11 protein-coding genes are annotated in these 18,445 nt (G+C 74.6%); 8 read left to right on the top strand and 3 right to left on the bottom strand.

All coding sequences use genetic code 11. The annotated features are described in order from the left end of the window. Positions 1-152 precede the first annotated feature (152 nt). The 4 genes from ACZ4U1_RS17625 (at position 153) to ACZ4U1_RS17610 (ending at position 7,018) form a co-directional block, all read left to right on the top strand. The gene (locus ACZ4U1_RS17625) at positions 153-3,392 is read left to right on the top strand and encodes a non-ribosomal peptide synthetase (RefSeq protein ID WP_467904118.1); all 3,240 of its coding nucleotides are present in this window, start codon (positions 153-155) and stop codon (positions 3,390-3,392) included. A 92-nt stretch (positions 3,393-3,484) separates the two neighbouring features. Further along, positions 3,485-4,375, top strand: a complete 891-nt coding sequence (locus ACZ4U1_RS17620; RefSeq protein WP_467904116.1) for a GNAT family N-acetyltransferase — start codon at positions 3,485-3,487, stop codon at positions 4,373-4,375. Positions 4,376-4,428: 53 nt separating this feature from the next. Further along, a complete protein-coding gene (gntD, locus tag ACZ4U1_RS17615; protein ID WP_467904114.1) occupies positions 4,429-5,505 on the top strand; it encodes a guanitoxin biosynthesis L-enduracididine beta-hydroxylase GntD in 1,077 nt (358 codons plus the stop codon). Positions 5,506-5,551: 46 nt separating this feature from the next. Beyond that, entirely contained in the window at positions 5,552-7,018 is a 1,467-nt protein-coding gene (locus ACZ4U1_RS17610) for a condensation domain-containing protein (RefSeq protein ID WP_467904112.1), read from the top strand. Between the two features lie 29 nt (positions 7,019-7,047). On the opposite strand, the gene ACZ4U1_RS17605 is transcribed toward ACZ4U1_RS17610, so the two are convergent. Next, positions 7,048-9,633 (bottom strand): amino acid adenylation domain-containing protein, encoded by a 2,586-nt coding sequence (locus ACZ4U1_RS17605; RefSeq protein ID WP_467904109.1) that lies wholly within the window; start codon positions 9,631-9,633, stop codon positions 7,048-7,050. Between the two features lie 194 nt (positions 9,634-9,827). Between ACZ4U1_RS17605 and ACZ4U1_RS17600 the strand changes: the two genes are divergently transcribed. Both ACZ4U1_RS17600 and ACZ4U1_RS17595 read left to right on the top strand, forming a co-directional pair. After that, positions 9,828-11,189, top strand: a complete 1,362-nt coding sequence (locus tag ACZ4U1_RS17600) for a condensation domain-containing protein (RefSeq protein WP_467904107.1) — start codon at positions 9,828-9,830, stop codon at positions 11,187-11,189. Continuing rightward, the gene (locus ACZ4U1_RS17595) at positions 11,186-11,479 is read left to right on the top strand and encodes a phosphopantetheine-binding protein (protein ID WP_467904105.1); all 294 of its coding nucleotides are present in this window, start codon (positions 11,186-11,188) and stop codon (positions 11,477-11,479) included. The genes ACZ4U1_RS17600 and ACZ4U1_RS17595 overlap by 4 nt, the downstream gene beginning before the upstream one ends. Positions 11,480-11,689: 210 nt before the next feature. On the opposite strand, the gene ACZ4U1_RS17590 is transcribed toward ACZ4U1_RS17595, so the two are convergent. Further along, the gene (locus ACZ4U1_RS17590; protein WP_467904102.1) at positions 11,690-13,837 is read right to left on the bottom strand and encodes an FUSC family protein; all 2,148 of its coding nucleotides are present in this window, start codon (positions 13,835-13,837) and stop codon (positions 11,690-11,692) included. Between the two features lie 232 nt (positions 13,838-14,069). Here ACZ4U1_RS17590 and ACZ4U1_RS17585 point away from each other — a divergent pair, with 232 nt between their 5' ends. Both ACZ4U1_RS17585 and helR read left to right on the top strand, forming a co-directional pair. Next, positions 14,070-15,233, top strand: a complete 1,164-nt coding sequence (locus ACZ4U1_RS17585; protein ID WP_467904100.1) for a glycosyltransferase — start codon at positions 14,070-14,072, stop codon at positions 15,231-15,233. An 80-nt stretch (positions 15,234-15,313) separates the two neighbouring features. Beyond that, on the top strand, positions 15,314-17,497 hold the full coding sequence (gene helR, locus ACZ4U1_RS17580) for an RNA polymerase recycling motor ATPase HelR (protein ID WP_467904099.1): 2,184 nt from the start codon (positions 15,314-15,316) through the stop codon (positions 17,495-17,497). A 23-nt stretch (positions 17,498-17,520) separates the two neighbouring features. Here helR and ACZ4U1_RS17575 read toward each other — a convergent pair whose 3' ends face one another. After that, on the bottom strand, positions 17,521-18,381 hold the full coding sequence (locus ACZ4U1_RS17575) for a C40 family peptidase (protein WP_467904097.1): 861 nt from the start codon (positions 18,379-18,381) through the stop codon (positions 17,521-17,523). Between the last annotated feature and the right edge of the window lie 64 nt (positions 18,382-18,445).

Below are 18,445 nucleotides of genomic sequence, written 5' to 3'. Positions count from 1 at the left end.
CCGGTGCGGCGGGGAGCGGGGGCGGCGCGGCCGGCCGCCGTGACGGGCGGGTCCGCGTCATGACGCACCGGCCGGAGTCCCACCTTGCAGGGGCGAAACGCGATCCAGGGGCGAAACGCGATCCGGGGGCGAAAAGCGATCCGGGGGTGATCGTGCCCGCCCGCAACGGGTCGGCACCGGTGCTGTCCTTCGCCCAGCAGCGCATGTGGTTCGCCGAGCAGATGGCTCCGGACCGGCCCGTCTACAACGTCCCCGTCTCCGTCCGGCTGTCCGGCCCCCTCGACCAGGAGGCCCTGCGGCGGGCCGTCACCCGGGTGATGCTGCGCCACGAGGTGCTGCGGACGGTGTACCCGCCGGACGGGGACCGGCCGGTTCCCCGGGTGTGCGGGACGACGCGGGCGGACCTGCCCGTGGCGGACCTGTCGGAGCTGCCCGGCGAAGCGGCCCGGGAACAGGCGCTGCGGGACCTCGTGGACACCGAGTCGGAGCGCGTCTTCGACCTGGCGCGGGACGTACCGGCGCGCTGGCTGCTGGTCCGCCTCGGTGACGAGGACCATGCCCTGGTGGCGACGCTGCACCACATCGCCGTCGACGGCTGGTCCGTCGGCCTGCTGCTGAGCGAACTCGCCGCGTACTACGCCACCCCGGCGTCGGCCCTGCGCGAACCGCCCGCCCTGCCGCTGCGGTACGCCGACTACGCCGCCTGGCAGCACGCCCAGTGGGAGGCGGGCGCGTTCGACGGACAACTGGACTACTGGCGTGCGCGTCTGGCGGACCTGACGACCCTCGACCTGCCGGCCGACCGTCCGCGCGGCGCCGGCGGTCCGCCGCGGGGCGGCCGGTTCACCACCGTGCTGGACGCCCCGCTCACCACGGCCCTGCGCAAGCTGGCGGCGGAACGGGACGTCACCCTGTTCACCGTCGCCCTCGCCGCTTTCCACCTCACGCTGGGCAAGCTGGCCGGCCAGGACGACGTGGTCGTCGGCACGCCCGTCGCCGGCCGCTCGCGGATCGAACTGGAAGAGCTGGTGGGCTGCTTCGTCAACACGCTCGCCGTCCGCGCCGACCTGTCGGGTGACCCCTCGTTCGCCGAGCTGCTCGGGGCGGTACGGGCCGAGGTGCTGGGCGCGCTCGGCCATCAGGACGTGCCGTTCGAGCGGGTGGTGGAGGCGGTGGCCGGCGAGCGGGACCTGACCCGTACGCCGGTGTTCCAGGCCATGTTCACCTTCCAGGACGCAGCCGTGCCCACGCTCGACCTGGGCGGCCTGCGGATCGCGCCGCTGGTCACCGACCGGGGCGTGGCCCCGCTCACCGATGTCGTCTGCACCCTGACCGAGGACGGGGACCGGCTGTCGGCCTGCTTCGAGTTCGACGCGGACCTGTTCGAGGAGTCCACCGTGGCCGGCTTCGCCAGGTGCTACCGCCGGGTCCTGGAGCAGGTGAGCGCGGATCCGCTCCGGCCGCTGTCCGGCGTCGAGCTGCTGGACGACGCCGAGCGAGCGCGCGTGCTGGCCGAGTGGAACGACACCGACCGCCCGCTCCCCTCCTCCGCCGTGCACGAGCAGATCGCCGAGCGGGCCCGCCGTGCTCCCGCGCTCGTCGCGGTCGAGGATGGGACGCGGCGGCTCGGCTACGCCGAACTCGACGCGCGGGCCGAGGAGTTGGCGCTGCGGCTCGCCGCCGAGGGGGTCGGTCCGGAGTCCGTCGTGGCCCTCGTCACCGCGCCCACCGCGGAGCTGGTGGTCGCGATGCTGGCCGTCCTGAAGGCGGGCGGGGCCTTCCTGCCCCTGGATCCCGGGTATCCGCCCGCCCGGCTCCGCGGCGTCCTCGGTCACGCGCGGCCCCGGCTGGTCCTCGCCGACGCCGCCTCGGCCCGCGCGCTCGACGGTGTGGTGCCCGGCGCCTTGCTGCGCGTCCTGGGCGAGTGGCCGGCCGACCGGCCCGCGCCGCCCCGCGCTCTGCCGGACTCGGCCCACGCGCAGAGCCTGGCCTGTGTGTTCTACACGTCCGGCAGCACCGGGACCCCCAAAGGGGTCGCCGTCACGCACGGTGCACTGGCCAACTACACTCGGGCCATGGTCGAACGGTTACAGCTGACCCGTGACGACCGCTTCCTGCAACTGGCCTCGATCGGCTTCGACGTCCTGCTGGAAGAGGTGTTCCCGGCCCTGGCGGCGGGCGCGACCGTGGTGCTGCCCGGCCACCCCCTCCTCGCGGCCGGGACGGACCTGACGGACCACGTGGAGTCCCACGGCATCACCTGCCTGGAACTCACCACCGCCTACTGGCACACATGGGTGGACGACCTCACCGCGCGCCGCCGGAGCCTGCCGGCCTCGCTGCGGCTGGTCGTCATGGGGGGCGAGCGGGTGCTGGCGGACCGGCTGGCGGCCTGGCGCGGCCTCGGTGTTCCCCTGCTGCACGTCTACGGCCTGACCGAGGTGACCTGCACGTCCACCGTGCACCTCGTGCGGGGCCGGGACCCCGGGGACACGGCGGGCGGCTCCGGTCTGCCGATCGGCAAGCCCCTGGACAACACCCGGGTCTACCTCCTCGACCGTCATCTGCGTCCTGTGCCGGTGGGGGTGCCCGGGGAGCTGTACCTGGGCGGCGCCGGGCTCGCCCGCGGCTATCTGCGCCAGCCGGCGCGCACCGCCGCACGCTTCGTCCCCGACCCGTTCGGCCCGGTGCCCGGGGCGCGGATGTACCGCACCGGTGACCTCGCCCGCCACCGGCCCGACGGCAGCCTCGACTTCCTGGGCCGCGTCGACAACCAGGTGAAGCTGCGGGGCTTCCGCATCGAACTCGGCGAGGTGGAGGCCGCGTTGGCCGAGCACCCCGGGGTGTCCGCCGCCGTGGCCGTCGTCCGCGAGGACCGGCCGGGCGACAGGCGGCTCGTCGGCTACGCCGCGCGTGCCGCGCACCCCGGAGGCGACCCGGCCGACCCGGCGGCCTTGCGCTCCCTCGTCCGGGACCGGCTGCCCGCCTACATGGTCCCCTCCGCCGTCGTCGTCCTCGACGCACTGCCCCTGACCGCCAACGGCAAGGTGGACCGCGCCGCGCTCCCCCCGCCGGGCCGGGACATCCCGGCTTCCCCGGCGCAGCCCCCGCGCACCCCGATGGAGGCCCGGCTCGCCGCGCTCTGCGCCGAGTTGCTGGACCGCGACGACATCGCCGTGGACGACGACTTCTTCGCGCTCGGCGGGCACTCCCTGCTGGCCACGCAGCTCGTCACGCGGGTGCGGACGGAGTTCGCGGTGGACGTCTCGCTGCGCGCCTTCTTCGAGGCGCCCACCGTCGCCCGGCTGGCGGAGCAGATCCTCACCCTGCAGGCCGCCGCCCTGGACGAGGCCGAACTCGACTCCCTGCTGGCCGAACTGACCGACGAATGACCCGTACTGCCCCGACTAGCACCGCCCTGGAGAACAGCATGCTGGTACGCGCCCTTTCCGCGAGCGAAGCGGCACGTGCTCTCGACTGCACCGTGAGCGAACCGATCGACTGGGTCGGCCCCGACCAGCTCGGAGACGGGCTGAAGACCGGCCACTACCGGCCGGAGTGGACCTGGATCGCGGAGGACGGCGGGAAGCTCCTCGCCCGCGCGGTGTGGTGGGGACTGCCGGACGGCGCCCACCCCCTGGCACTGGACTGCCTGTACGTGCACGAGTCGGTCGGCGACCGCCAGGCGCTCGCCGCCCACCTGATCACCTCGGCACACCGGCGGTTCCGCTCCCAGGGCATGACCCGGCTGCCGGAGTTCCACCTCTTCTCCCGCAACGACGCGCCCCCGGCTCAGGCCGAGGCCGCGCTCGACTGGCGGATCGGGGCCGCCGCGGCGGCCGGCCTCACCGATGTGCTGCGCAGGCTGCGCTACGAGTGGACGGCCGACGGGACACCGCCGCCCGCCCCCGAGCGGCTGGTGTTCCGGCCCGAACCGGACGACGAGGTGTTCCTCGGCGCCTTCCGCGAGGTGGCCGAGGGAAGCCTCGACACCACGACCCGGCGCGCGGTCGCCGAGCACGGCGTGGAGAAGGCGGCCCGGGACGACCTGGAGGGCTACCGGGGGATGCCCGGCGACCGGGACTGGTGGCGTCTGGCCCACACTCCGGACGGAACCCTCGCCGGTCTCCTCGTCCCGTCCCGCAACGACCAGAACTTCGTGGTCGGTTACCTCGGCGTGGTGCCGTCCCTGCGCGGCCGGGGATACGTGGACGAGCTGCTGGCGGAGACCACCCGCATCCTGCTCGACGCGGGCGCCCGCCGGATCACGGCCGACACCGACCTGGTCAACCGCCCCATGGCAGCCGCGTTCGACCGCGCCGGCTACCGCAACTTCGCCTCCCGGACCGTGCTCGCCGCCCCCGCCGACAGCTGAACGGCCCGCCGCACCCGCACCCGGCCGGCCCCACCCTCCTGTGGAGACCTCTGATGCCGATCCCCCACGCCAGTCCGCACCCCGGGCCCCCGGCGACCGACCCGGCCGCGGACGGCTTCGTCCACCGGTGCGTCCTGACCGACACCGAGGCCAAGCAGGCCCTGGACCTGGCGCATCAGTGCCTCCAGGAGTACGGCCGGGTGGATGATCCCCGCTTCCTCGCCGAGGCCGGCGTGCTGGCCCACACGCTGCCCCAGCGGGCCCGGCAGGCCCTGCACGCCGCCTGCCAGGACAGCGACCGGGCGGCCACGGTGATCGCCGGCAACCACGTCGACTCCGAGGCCCTGGGACCCACCCCGGCCGGGTGGCAGGCGGCGGACACCCCGTCCAGCCTGCCGTACGCGTTCCTGCTCATGCTGTTCAGCGCCCTGCTGGGGGAGACGATCACCTGGCGGACCCAGCAGGAGGGACGGATGGTCGGTGACGTCGTGCCGACCGAGGGGATGGAGCACAGCCTGATCAGTGCCAGCAGCCACAGCGAACTCAGCTGGCACACGGAGGACGCCTTCTCCCCGTACCGGGCCGACTGGGTCGGGCTGTTGTGCCTGCGCAACGCCGAGCTGACCCCGACGACCCTGGCCGTCCCCGATCTGGGCGCGGCACCCGAGGGGGCGGTGGACGTGCTGCGCCGGCGACGGTTCTTCGTGGTGCCGGACACCGCGCACGTCGACGTTCCCGCCGACGGCACGGACATCGCGGACGTCACCGACGCGCTGACCGGTGTGGCGCTGGCCCGGCGCAGTCCGCCGCCGGTCGCCCTGGTCAGCGGGCCCCCGGAGGCGCCCGTGGTGCGCGTCGACCGGGACTTCACCTCGGTGGCCCCCGGTGACGACGAGGCGGCCCGCGCCCTGGACTGGCTGATCGCCCACCTGGACGCGAACCTGCGCGAACTCCCGCTGGCGCCGGGCGACATCGCCTTCGTCGACAACCGCAACGCCGTCCACGGACGGCGGCCCTTCCACCCGCGCTACAACGGCACGGACCGCTGGCTCAAGCGCGTGAACATCGTGCGCGACCTGCGCAGGACCCGGCCGGGGCGGGCCTCGGCCTCCTCCCGGACGATCGGCTGACCCCGGCGGCCCGCCTCTCGGCACACGACGGACTTCGGAGGTCGCGGTGACAGCGGACATGACCCGCCGTACGGCACTCGCCCAGCGGCTGGCGGGACTCTCGCGGGACCAGCGTGCCGAGCTGGAGCGCCGGCTCGCCGAACGGGCGCGGACACCGGCGCCAGGGCACACCGCCCGCATCCCGCCGCGTGCCGCCGGCACGGACCCGCTGCCGCTGTCCTGGTCGCAGGAACACATGTGGCACCGGCACCGGGCCGATCCCAGCGGCGCCGCCTACGCCGTCCCGCTGAAGGTACGGCTCGAAGGCGACCTGCGTATCGAGGTGCTGCGCGCCGCGTTCCGGGACCTCGTCGCGCGGCACGAGATCCTGCGGACCGTCTACGGCGAGCGCGACGGGGTCCCGTACCAGCTCGTGCGGGACGATCCCGGCGTGGAGGTGGAGTTCACCGATCTCCGGGGCGCCGAGGACACCGGGGCCGAGGTCGCCGCCCGCCTCGCCGCGGAGGCGGCCCGCCCGTACGACCTGGCCGAGGGGCCGCTGTTCCGGGCGCTACTGCTGCGGACGGCGGACGAGGTGCACATCCTGAGCCTCGTCCTGCACCACATCCTGACCGACGAACAGTCCACCGGCCTGCTCCTCGCCCGGTTCGTGGAGGCCTACGACCGGCGCCTGAACGGCCGTCCGCCCGCCGCCGCCCCCCGCCTGCAGTACGCGGACTACGCCGTGTGGCAGCGGTCCGGGCCGGCCGGCGACACCGCCACGGCCGGCCTGCGACGCTGCGTGCGCCGGCTGGCCGGCATGCCCGCCGAGATCAGGCTGCCGGCCGACCGGCCCAGGCCGCCGCGGCCGACCGGCCGGGGCGGTGCCGTCGGTGCGACCGTCGGCCCGGAGCCGTGGCACCGGCTGCGCGAACTCGCCCGCCAGGAGCAGGCCACGGAGGTGATGGTCCTGCTGGCCGTCTTCCAGGTGCTCCTGCGGCAGGAATCCGGGCAGGACGACATCACCGTCACGCTGCCGGAGGCCGGCCGCGGCCATCCGGACCTGGACGGCATGCTCGGCTGCTTCTTCAACACCGTCGCCGTGCGCTGCGACCTGTCGGGCACGCGCGGCTTCCGTACCCTGCTCCGGCAGGTCCGCACCGGGTGCCTGGAGGCGTACGACGACCGGGACGTGCCCTTCGCCCAGGTGGTGGACGCGGTCACCGGGGGCCGGGCGGAGAACCGGCACCCCCTCCTGCAGACGATGCTGATCTTCGAGCGGGAGGGCGCGGGACGCCCCGTCGAGTTCGCCGGGCTGCGCATGACGCCGCTGCAGGCGCCCGCGGCCCACCGCGGCGCGCGGGCCAAGCGCGACCTCACGCTGGTCGCCGTCGACCAGGGGGACACGGCACGCGTCGACCTCGTCTACGACGCGGACCTGTTCGACCCGGCGACCGCCGAGGGCCTCCTCGGCCGCTACCTGGGCCTGCTGTCGACCCTGCCCGCCGACCCGGACGGCCGCCTCGACACCTAGCCGCCGCCCGGCCGCCGATCCGTACGTCCTCACCGGTCCAGGCCGGCAAGGGCGAGCCGGTCGACCTTGCCGTTGGCGTTCAACGGCAGCCGCTCCAGCCAGGTGACGTCGGCGGGCAGCATGGCCGAGGGAAGCTTCCGGGCGAGGAAGGCGCGCAGTTCGGGCCGCTCCTGCCCCGCGGCCACGACGAAGGCCCGCAGCAGGGGGAGGTCGGGCACCGTGCGGTCGGCCACGACCACGGCCGAGGCCACCGCGGGGTGTTCGGCCAGCGCCGCCTCGATCTCGCCGAGTTCGATGCGCACCCCCTGGATCTTCACCTGGAAGTCCTTGCGGCCCAGGATCTCCAGGTGACCGTCGGGCAGGTATCGGGCAATGTCCCCGGAGGCGTAGACGCGTTGACCGAGGCCGGGTACGGCACGGAAGTGCGCGGCGGTCCGTTCCTCGTCCCGCCAGTAGCCCTGGGCCAGTCCCACCTCCGAGGCGATGTGGATCTCTCCCGGGACCCAGACGGGGCACGGCTGGAGCCGTTCGTCCAGGACGTGGTAGCGCTGGTTGGCCATGGGCCGGCCGAGCGGGATGCTCGTGGCGGCGGGCTCGACCCGGCCGACGGCGTGGATCACCGACAGCACACAACTCTCGGCGGGGCCGCCCCCGTTGAACACCCGCACCCGGGGGTTCAGGGCGCGCAGCCGGCCGGGCAGCGTGACGGGGAGCATGTCCCCGGCCTGGATCACCGTACGCAGCCGGGCGATCCGCTCCCGCTCACCCCCGCTCTCCAGGTGCCCGGCCAGCATCTCCAGCAGCGCGGCCACGGCCAGGACGAACGTCACACCCGTCGCGTCCATCAGCCGCGCCCAGTGACCGGGGTCGGGGTAGGGCGACGGATCCGGCACCACCACCGCCCCGCCGACGGCGGTCACGCCGAACGTGTCGTACACCGACAGGTCGAACCAGATGCCCGACAGGGCCAGGCACCGGTCGTCGGGCCCCATCCCCACGCGCCGGTTGACGTCGTGGAGGGCGTTGAGCGCGCCCCGGTGGTCGACCATGACTCCCTTGGGGGTGCCGGTCGAACCGGAGGTGAGGATGACGTAGGCCAGGTCGGTCTGCCGCTGCACCGGCTCCAGCGGGCTGTCGTCGACCGCGTCGAAGTCGGTGTCGACGCGCAGCCGCCGGACGCCGTCCGGCCAGGTGACGCGTGCGTCGGTCCGGCTCTCGGTCAGCACCAGCTCGGCCTGCGCCTGGTCGAGCAGCCGGCGCAGCCGCTCGGCCGGCACGGCAGGGTCGACCGGCACATAGGCGGCGCCGGAGGCGAGGACGCCGTGCAGGGCGACGATCTGCTCCCAGCCCTTGTCCATGACGACGGCCACCAGGCGACCGGGCCGGGCGCCCAGTTCCCGCAGGTGCCGCCCCACCTGGTTCATACGGCGGTGCAACTCGCCGTAGCCGAGCGTGCGGTGCGCGGTGATCACGGCGGGGGCGTGCGGACGCAGCCGGGCCTGCTCGATGACGGGGGTGTGCAGCAGACCGCCGGGCAGCGGGGTGTGTGTGGCGTTGATCCGTGCCCGCAGGGCGAGTTGTTCCTCCGGTACGAGCCGCAGGTGCTCCGCCGTCCACTCCGGGCCGTTCCCGCTCAGCCGCTCCAGCAGCAGCCGGAACGCGTCCGCCATCGCCTCGGCCATGCCCGGGGGGCAGCGGTCGGCCGGCCACTGCCACACCGCCGCGACGGCACCGCGCTCGTCGCGGGTGACGTCCACGCTCAGCAGTCCCTCGGGCGGCGGGGAGAGCGCCACGGCCGGCGGGCCGAAGCCCACCGGCGGTGAGCGGTGCAGCGCCGTGGCGAGAACCACGGGGGACGACGGTACCGGCGCGCTCACCCTGGACCGCCGGGCCCGCTCGGCGAACGCACGGCCGTCGGCGTCCCTCTCGCACTGTGCGGCCCTGACGTCACGGGCGCCGACGGACACGTGGGTGAAGCCGAAGCGCTGCGTGGTGCTCCAGGTGCGGAGCACCTCGGCGAAGGCGGCCACGACCGCCTCTTCGGCCGTGACGCCGTACGACCGGGCGGCCTCGGCCAGTCCGTCTGCCACGCCCGGGGCTGTCGGGCGGTACGCACGGCACCAGGTGGGCGGCTTCGCCGGGTTCCGGGCCGTGACGACGGGGAGGGCGGGCGGCGGGGCGGGCTCGCCCGTGGACCGGACGCCCGACCGAGCGGGGGGCGCTTCCCCGGCCGCGCCGTCGCTGTCCGCGGTGAGCCGTGCCAGGTCGGGCAGCAGGACGTGCGCGAGGGTCCACCGGTCGACCACGGCCGGGTCGACGGCGAGGTGAAGGCGGCTGCGACCGTCCGGCAGCAGGGTGACGAGCACGTCCCAGGGCAGGGATCCTCGCGGCAACCGCCCGGCCATGCGCGCGCGTTCCTCCTCCACCGCCCGCCGCGCCCGGGCAGGCTGCGCGGCGCGCAGGTCCAGGACCCGCACGCCCTGGTGGGCGGCGCCGTCGGCACCGGGGGCGCCACTGAGCACGCGGTGGCGTCGCAGGACCGCGCTCCACGCGCGCCGGAACGCCGCGACGTCGAACGCGTCGAACTCCCACTCCACATAGTGGCGGTCTGGCATGCGGGCCTCTGCTCGTCACGAAGGGTCGGCAGACAGGATCCGGTCACCGGCATGATCCGGCCCGGCCGCCGGGGGCGACGAGTCGGGAGAACACCGATCGCCGTACGGCTGTCGGGGAGGTTCCCGACTGGGAGAGCGCCGTCGGCTGATCACAATGGGGGAGGAGTCGCCGTACCCCAGTGCAGAGGAACCGGATGCCCCGAGATCTGTACGTCCTGCCTGCCTCGCCCGGCCAGGAGTGGATGTGGCTGATCCATCACATGCTCCGGGACGCCTCGCCGTACGTCATCGCCGGTATGGTCCGCATCCGGGGACACGTCGATCCCGATGCCCTCCGCCGTTCCCTGGACCTGCTGGTCGAGCGGCACGAAGCGTTGCGGACGGTGTTCCGCATGGACCCCTCGGGCGAGCTGAGCCAGGTGATCCGGCAGGCGGAACCGGTCGACCTCGCCGCGTACGACCTCGGCGGCGGCGCGGGCACGGCGGCCGACCGGATCCGGGCGGACTTCCAGCGGTTCGCCGCCCGCCCGTTCGACCTGTCGCAGGGGCCCTTGCTGCGGGCGTCCGTCACCCGGATCGGGCCGGGGGACCACGTGCTCGGTCTGGCCGTCCACCACATCGTCAGCGACGGCTGGTCGATGCGCCTGATGACGTCGGAACTCACCGAGCTGTACCTCCAGCTGGCCGCCGGCCGCGTCCCCGAGCTGCCCGAACCTCCTCTGCAGTACGCGGACTTCGCCGTCTGGCACCGTGAGTGGCTGACCTCCGCACCGGCCCAGGAGCACCTCGCCTACTGGTGCCGGCAGTTGGACGGCGCGTCCCCGCTGCGGCTGCCTCCCGATCCCGTCCCGGACTCCGTCCCGCCCGGTGTCCCCTCCGCGCCGTCGGCGGCCGTGCGGCTCGGCCCGGCCACCACCGTCGCGCTCACCGAGACCGCCCGCCGGCACGGCGCCAGCCTGTTCATGCTGTTGCTCACCGGGTACGCCGCCACCCTGGCCCGCTTCACCGGGCAGCAGGACTTCGTCCTCACGGTTCCGGTGGCCGGCCGTTCCCGTGAGGAACTCACCCGGACCGTCGGTTTCTTCGTGAACACGCTGCCGATCCGCGTCGACGCGTCCGGCAACCCCACGCTGCCCGAACTGCTCCGTCGAGTACGCCTGACCTGTCTGGAGGCGTACGACCACCAGGACCTGCCCTACGAGCGGATGGTGCGCGGCGCGGCGTGGCGGCGCGACCGGGACCACACCCGTCTCGGGCCCGCCATGTTCGCCCTGCGCGTCCCGTTGCTCGCCCCGCAGCGGCTTCCCGGCGGTGCCACCGTCGAGGTGCTCGAACCGCCGCCGTCGGCAGGGGAGATGGACCTGCTGACCGAACTCGCCGAGACGCCCGGTCAGGGTCTGCGCGGTTACCTCGCCGGACAGGCCGGCGTCTTCCGCCCGGACACGGTGAACCTCCTCGCCGGCTCCTTCACCGACGTCCTGACCATCGCCGCCACCGGCGGTGCGGTACCGCTGGACGAACTGCCCGTCGCGGCCTTCCGAGGAGGCACAGCATGACGGCCGAAGCCGAGGCCCCCGAACCGGGCCCCCCGCCCAGGGCGCCGAGGGGCCACGAGGAGGAGAAGATCGCCGCACTCTGGTCCGCCTTCCTCAGGGTCCCGGACCCGCCGGCCAACGTCAGCTTCTTCACCCTGGGCGGCTACTCGCTCGGCCTCATGCGCCTCGGCCTGCGCCTGCAGCAGGAGTTCGGCATCGTGATCCCCGTACCGGACCTGTTCGAGAACACCACGATCGAAGCCCAGGCCCTCCTGGTCAGAAAGCTCCTGGACCAGGGCCCCGGCACATGAACCCGGCGGACGGACCAACTGGCCTCCCTGTCAAGGGCGATCACGAGCTGAACGGCGACACCACCGGGCTTCACGCGCCCGGGACGCGCGCCCCGTCACGCTCTGCGCCTGCGCGCGTTCTCTCTGTAATGTCCAGAGCGTGTTCTGTGGTGACGGGCGGCCACGCCTCGCGTGGCCGCCCGTCCGTGGGCGCGGAAGCCGACGTAGGTGTCATGGTTTCCTCGACGCGCCGTGCGCGATCCGGGTCAGGTCGGTCATGAGCGAGTTCAGCCAGGCCACGGTCGCGTAGTAGCGCCGCGGGGCGCCGGGCGGCTCGGCGGTGAAACCGGCGAGGACCGGGCCGGTCAGGGGTGTCGTCGCGGCCGGGGCGTCGTCCGCCGGGTCCAGTGCCGCCGAGACCAGCAGCATCCGTCCCGCCACCCGCTCCCCCAGCGCGCCGGCCGACTCGGCCGCCGCCGGACTCAGCGCGGTGAGCGGCGGCTCCAGCAGCCGGGCCGAGCCCCACAGGGTGTGGTGACCGGCGATGAGCGTCGCCTGCCAGTCCACCGCGCGCGGGTCCGCCCCGCGCCCGCCGCCCCCGAAGGGCGTCGGTTCGCTCTGCACCTGCGCGTACGCGGACTCCGCGAGGACGACGGCCCGCTGCAGGGACCGGTGGCCGGGCACCCCCGACGGCGCGGCCGGTGTCGCGCCGCCCGCGACCGAGGCGCTGGTCGCCACGACGATCTCCGCGGCCCGGCGCAGGAGTTCCGCCGCCGCGTGACGTAGTTCGTCATGGGCGCCCCGGGGCCAGGCCAGCACCCCGAAGACGGCGCCGATCGCGCTGCCGACCAGCACGTCCAGCACCCTGACCTCCGCCAGCCGCCACGTCGGCTGCGCCAGCTGCGCGAAGACCAGCGCGACGAGCACGGTGAACAGACCCTGCGCCCAGCCGACGCCCCGGACCGGGCCCACCGTGAAGGCGCACAGCATCCACACCGGCAGCAGGACGGCGTACACGGCGGTGTCGGACCCCACCAGGATCAGCACTCCGGCGCTGACCAGCGCCCCGGCCAGGGTGCCCGCGAGCGCCAGGCGGATGGTGCTCCAGGTCTCGCCCAGGGTGGTCCGGGTGAGGGTGAGCGTCGCCAGCATCGCCCAGAACCCGTGCGGCAGCGTGTCCACCCCGGCCACCAACCGGACGGCCGTCAGGGCCAGGGCCATGCGCACCGCGTTCTGGAAGAACACCGACCGGCGTCCGGCGTGGCCGCGCGCCCGGTGCCACCACAGCAGCGGTGCCGGGGTCGTGGCGTACCAGAAGCGGCCGGGCGGCAGCGGCACCGAGGCGTGCCGGCCGCGCACCGCCAGATCGGCCGCCGCGCCCATCGCCAGCGCCGCGTCGGCGATCTCCAGCACGGCGGCGTGGCGGCGCAGGACGTCGGGCGGGGGGCGGGCGCCGGCGGACGGAGGGCCGGCGGACACGGCGGACAGGTGGGCGCGTGCCGTGATCAGCTCCTGCTGCACGGCGACGGGGAACGTCCCCGCGCGCAGACAGGCCGCGGTGGCCGCGGCGAGCCGGGCCACCGTGCGCAGGACGGCGGTCACCTCGGACGCCGTCTCGTCGTCCCGTGCGGCGGGCAGCTGGGCGAGTCTGCCGAGCAGGGTGCGGACGGCCAGCCCGGTGTGGGTGAGGGCGCGCTCACGCACCCCGGGCCCCGCGGGGCGCTCCGCCTCCGGCACGCCGAGCGGGCGCAGCGCCTGGCCGGCCTCCTGGGCCGCCCGGACGTCCGTGCCGGTCAGGGCGCCGCGGGTCGCGGCGAGCCGCGCCGCGCAGCCCTCGGCGACCAGGGCCGCGCGGGCGGCCCGCTCCCGGTACGACAGCGGTGCGGGCTCGGGGAAGAGCAGCGCCTCGGCCGCGACGAACAGGGCCACACCCGTGGTCGTACCGAGCAGCCGGTCACCGAGCGAGCCGGGATCGTACGGCGGGAAGGACGGCAGGATGTAGAGGAGCTGCAGGCCCGGCGCCGCCCCCGCCGGACGGGGTCCGCCCACGGCGGAGAAGGCCAGTGTGAAGCCGACCACCAGCATGCCGAGGACGGCGCTCCACGTCCGCACCGACAGACACGTGCCGACGACCACCAGTGCCCAGCACACCGGCAGCAGGCGCGCCATGAACGCGGCGCGCTGCCGGCCGGTGCCGGGGATCCTGGACAGTCCGCCCAGGGCCACCACGGTGAACAGGGCGTACGTCGCCGCCACGGGGCGGTCGAGGCCGTAGCGGAAGGCGTAGAAGCCGGCCGCCGCGACCAGCGTCACGCGCAGCGCACGCCGGCCGGAGACGGCGTAGGCCGCCGGCAGCCTGACCCCTGGGACACCCCGCACCTTTACAGAATCGCCGACGACCGAGGGTCCGGCACCTCAGAGGCGACAAGAACAAAGGCAAGGAGTCACCCACTCCTTGCCACTCTCAACTTATAGCGCACTGGGGGGCTTGCGGCAAGGCCCCCGTCGTACCGCAGAATTGCCGGCCCAGGCCAGGAAGCTGCAGAAATGGGAGATTCACTCAGTGCGTGTGCTTTTGTCGACGTATGGTTCGCGCGGGGACGTCGAGCCGATGGCCGGACTCGCGGCGCGGTTGCGGGAACGCGGCGCGGAGGTGCGGGTGTGCGCGCCGCCGGACGAGGACTTCGCGCGGCGGCTGGCCGATGCCGGTGTGCCGCTGATACCGGTCGGCCCGTCGGCGCGCGCTCTGACGAAGGCCGCACCGGCGCCCTCGTCCCTGCCGCAGCGCGCGGCACACCTGATCGCCGGTCAGCTGGAGGCGCTCCCCGCGGCGGCCGAGGGCTGCGACGTGCTGGTGGCGACCGGTCCGCTGCCCGCCGCGGCCGGGGCGCTGTCGGTGGCCGAGAGGCTCGGCGTCCGCGCCGTGTCCGTGACCTTCCAGCAGCTCACCGTGCCGTCGCCGCACCACCGGCCGCTGGCCTATCCGGGCCGGCCGCTGCCGCCGGAGGTGACGGACCACCAGGTGCTGTGGGACCTGGACGCCCAGCACGTCAACGCCCTGTTCGGCGAGGCGCTCGACACGAACCGGGCGGCGCTCGGCCTGCCGCCGGTGGACGACGTCCGTGACTACGTCGTCGGCGACCGGCCGTGGGTGGCGACGGACCCCGTCCTGGACCCGCTGTACCCGCGGCCGGACCTCGACGTCGTCCAGACCGGCGCGTGGATCCTGCCCGACGCACGCCCGCTGCCCGCCGAGCTGTCGGCGTTCCTGGACGCCGGCGCGCCGCCGGTGTACGTGGGTTTCGGCAGCATGCCCCTGCACGCGTCACCGGATGTCGCCCAGGTCGCCGTCGAGGCGGTCCGCGCGCAGGGCCGGCGGGTGGTCCTGGCCCGCGGCTGGGCCGACCTGTCGCCGGTCGACGGCCAGGACGACTGCTGCGTCATCGGCGAGGTCAACCAGCAGGCGCTGTTCCGCCGGGTGGCCGCCGTCGTGCACCACGGCGGCGCGGGCACCACGACGACGGCCGCCCGGGCCGGCGCGCCCCAGGTGGTGGTCCCCCAGCTGGCGGACCAGCCGTACTGGGCCGGCCGGGTGGCCGAGCTGGGGATCGGCGCGGCGCACGACGGTCCCACGCCGGCCTTCGACTCCCTGTCCGCCGCACTCGGAACGGCCCTCGCCCCCGAGACCCGCGCCCGGGCCGGCGCCCTGGCGGGCCGGGTCCGCACCGACGGAGCGGCGGTGGCGGCGCGGCTGCTGCTCGACGCGCACAGCTGAGACCGCCACGTTCGTCGCAGCCGTCCGGACGCCTTGCCGCGCGCATGGTCGCAAGCGGCCTCACCACGGAGCCCCCTGATATGACACAGCCCCTGACCACCGGCGCCTTCGACCTTCCCGAGCGCCTCGCCGCCAAGGCCGACCCGGCCCTGATCGCCGGCGACGAGAAGCACTTCGCGGCCGTCGCGGAGTGCCTCGAGCAGACGATCGCCGAACTCACCGAACGCCTGGACGCCGAGCGCAGGGCGCCCGGTGGCCTGGGCCGGCACGCGATGGACCGGGACGCGGAGATCCACCGCCTGACCGCCCGCCTGCGCACCCTGCGCCGGTTCGGCCTGGACCTGTGCCTCGGCCGGATGGTCGGCGCGGACGGCTCCGCACCCGTGTACGTCGGACGGCTCGGCCTCACGGACAGCGCGGGCCGCCGGCTCCTGGTGGACTGGCGCTCCCCCGCGGCCGAACCGTTCTTCGGGGCCACCCACGCCAACCCGATGGGGCTGGTGAGCCGCCGCAGGTACCGCTGGACCGACGGCCGGATCAGCGACTACTGGGACGAGGTGTTCACACCGGACGGGCTGGCCGGACATGCCGCGCTGGACGACCAGTCCGCCTTCATCGCCAGCCTGGGCGGCACCCGCTCGCCGCGGATGCGGGACGTGCTCGGCACCATCCAGGCCGACCAGGACGCCGTCATCCGGGCGGGCTCCCGCGGCGCCCTCGTGGTCGACGGCGGCCCGGGCACGGGAAAGACGGTCGTCGCCCTGCACCGCTCCGCCTATCTCCTCCACTCCGACCCCCGGGTGGGTCACCGCCGGGGCGGCGTCCTGTTCGTCGGCCCGCACCGGCCGTACCTGGCCTACGTCTCCGACGTCCTGCCCAGCCTCGGCGAGGAGGGCGTGCAGACCTGCACCCTGCGGGACCTCGTCGCGGAGGGAGCGGGTGCGGTGGCCGAGAGCGATCCGGAGGTGGCCCGTCTGAAGTCGTCGGCGGACATGGTGAAGGCGATCGAGAAGGCCGTGCGGTTCTACGAGGAGCCGCCGGCCGAGGGCATGACGGTCAGCACCCACTGGTCCGACGTCTGGCTGAGCCCCGGCGACTGGGCCGTGGCGTTCGACGCGGCGGAGCCCGGCACCGCGCACAACGAGGCCCGCGACCAGGTCTGGGAGGAGCTGCTGACGATCCTGGTGGACAAGCAGGACGGCGACGTCGACGGCGGCGCCTCGCCCGAGCTGCTGCGCAGGTCGCTGCGGCAGAACCGGGAACTGCGCACCGCGTTCGACCGGGCGTGGCCGCTGCTGGAGGCGGCCGATCTCGTCGCGGACCTGTGGTCGGTGCCCGCCTACCTGCGGATGTGCGCTCCCTGGCTGAGCCGCGAGGAGGTCCGGCGGCTGCAGCGCGCGGACGCCCAGGCCTGGACGGTGTCCGACCTGCCCCTGCTGGACGCGGCGCGGCAGCGGCTCGGCGATCCGGAGACGGCCCGGCGCAGGCGTCGGCAGGAGGCCGTCCTCGCCGCGCAGCGCGAGCGCATGGCGCAGGTGGTCGACAACCTGATCGAGGCGGTGGCCTCCTCCGGTGCCGACGGTGACGACGGCGAGGGCCTGGTGAGGATGTTGCGCGGTGAGGACGCCGAGGTCAGCCTGGTGGACGAGTCGGAACTGGCCGCCGTAGACCCGGACCGGCTGGCCGGCCCGTTCGCGCACGTCGTCGTGGACGAGGCACAGGAACTGACCGACGCGGAGTGGCAGATGCTGCTGCTGCGCTGCCCGTCCCGGAGCTTCACCATCGTCGGGGACCGCGCCCAGGCCAGGCACGGCTTCGCCGAGTCCTGGCGGGAACGGCTCGAACGGGTCGGCTTCGACCGGATCGAACTGGCCTCCCTGAGCATCAACTACCGGACGCCGGAGGAGATCATGGCGGAGGCCGAGCCGGTCATCCGGGCGGTGCTCCCGGACGCCAACGTGCCGGTGTCCATCCGCAGCGGCGGCGTCCCCGTCGTCCACGGGCCCGTGTCGGACCTGCGCCCGTTCCTCGACACCTGGCTCGCCGCACACGCCGACGGGATCGCCTGTGTCATCGGCGACCCCGCGTTCCGGTCGACGTCCCGGGTGCGCTCGCTGACCCCGGAGCTGGCGAAGGGCCTGGAATTCGACCTGGTCGTCCTGGTCGATCCGCAGGGGTTCGGCGAGGGCGTGGAGGGAGCGGTGGACCGCTATGTCGCGATGACCCGGGCGACCCGGCAGCTCGTCGTCCTCACGAGCACCTGAACCCCTCCGCGGGGCCCGGCCGCTCAGGTGGTGCAGGTCGGTACGCCGTCCAGCCAGGCCGGGCCCTGGATGTAGATGTTGGTGACCCAGGCACGGTAGTCGGGCAGGTAGGACCAGGCGTCGTTGGTGTAGCCCTCGGCGGTGACGGGTTCGGCGTGCTTCTGGCAGGCGACGCGGATCGTCGTGGGGCCGGGGAAGGCGTAGACGCGGGCGGCCCGGGTGGAGGGCTGGGCCTTGGTCCACACACCGGTGCCCCAGGTGCGGAAGACGGGGCCCTCGACGGTGCCGGTGTTGACGCGGACGGCACCGAAGTAGTCGCCGCCGAGGCGGACGTCACTGACCATCAGCCTGGTGCCGGACTGCCGGGCCTCCACCATCTTGCCGGCGCCGAGGTAGAGCGCGATGTGGTGCAGGTCCGCCGAGGTGCCGTAGGCGAGCAGGTCCCCGGGGCGCAGCGGGGCGAGGCCCTCGGCCGCGGTGAAGCGGGCGGCGGTGCGGTGGGTGTAGTACTGGGCGCTCGCGTCCCCGTTGAGGATGTCGGCGCCGGTGGCCTGGGCGTAGGCGTAGCGGACGAGGCCCGAGCAGTCGAAACCGCGGCGTTCGGGGTCGTGTTCGCTGGCCGGGTCGGTCGGGTCCACCGTGCCGTAGGTGGGGCCGGGCTGGGCGCCGTGGCCGCCGCCCCAGGTGTACCAGACGCCCGCAGCGACCTGTGCGCAGGCGGTGTCGACGGCCCGTTCGGCCGCGGCCGTGGCGCCCGGGGCGAGGACACGGCAGGCGTCGTCCGCCGGCCCGGGGAGCCGGTCGGCGGCGAGCGCCGGCCGGGTGAGGAAGACTGCTGTCAGCAGGGCGATGAGCGCGCCGATGGCGCCGGTCCGCCGGAGCATGCCGGGACCCCCGTTTCCTTCTCTGGTGTGGTCGGTGCACAGCTTTCCCGCGTACGGCGGGCCG

The organism is Streptomyces sp. NPDC028928 (genome assembly GCF_055564915.1).
The sequence above is the reverse complement of the archived record's forward strand: the minus strand, read 5'-3'. Positions and strand labels throughout refer to the sequence as shown.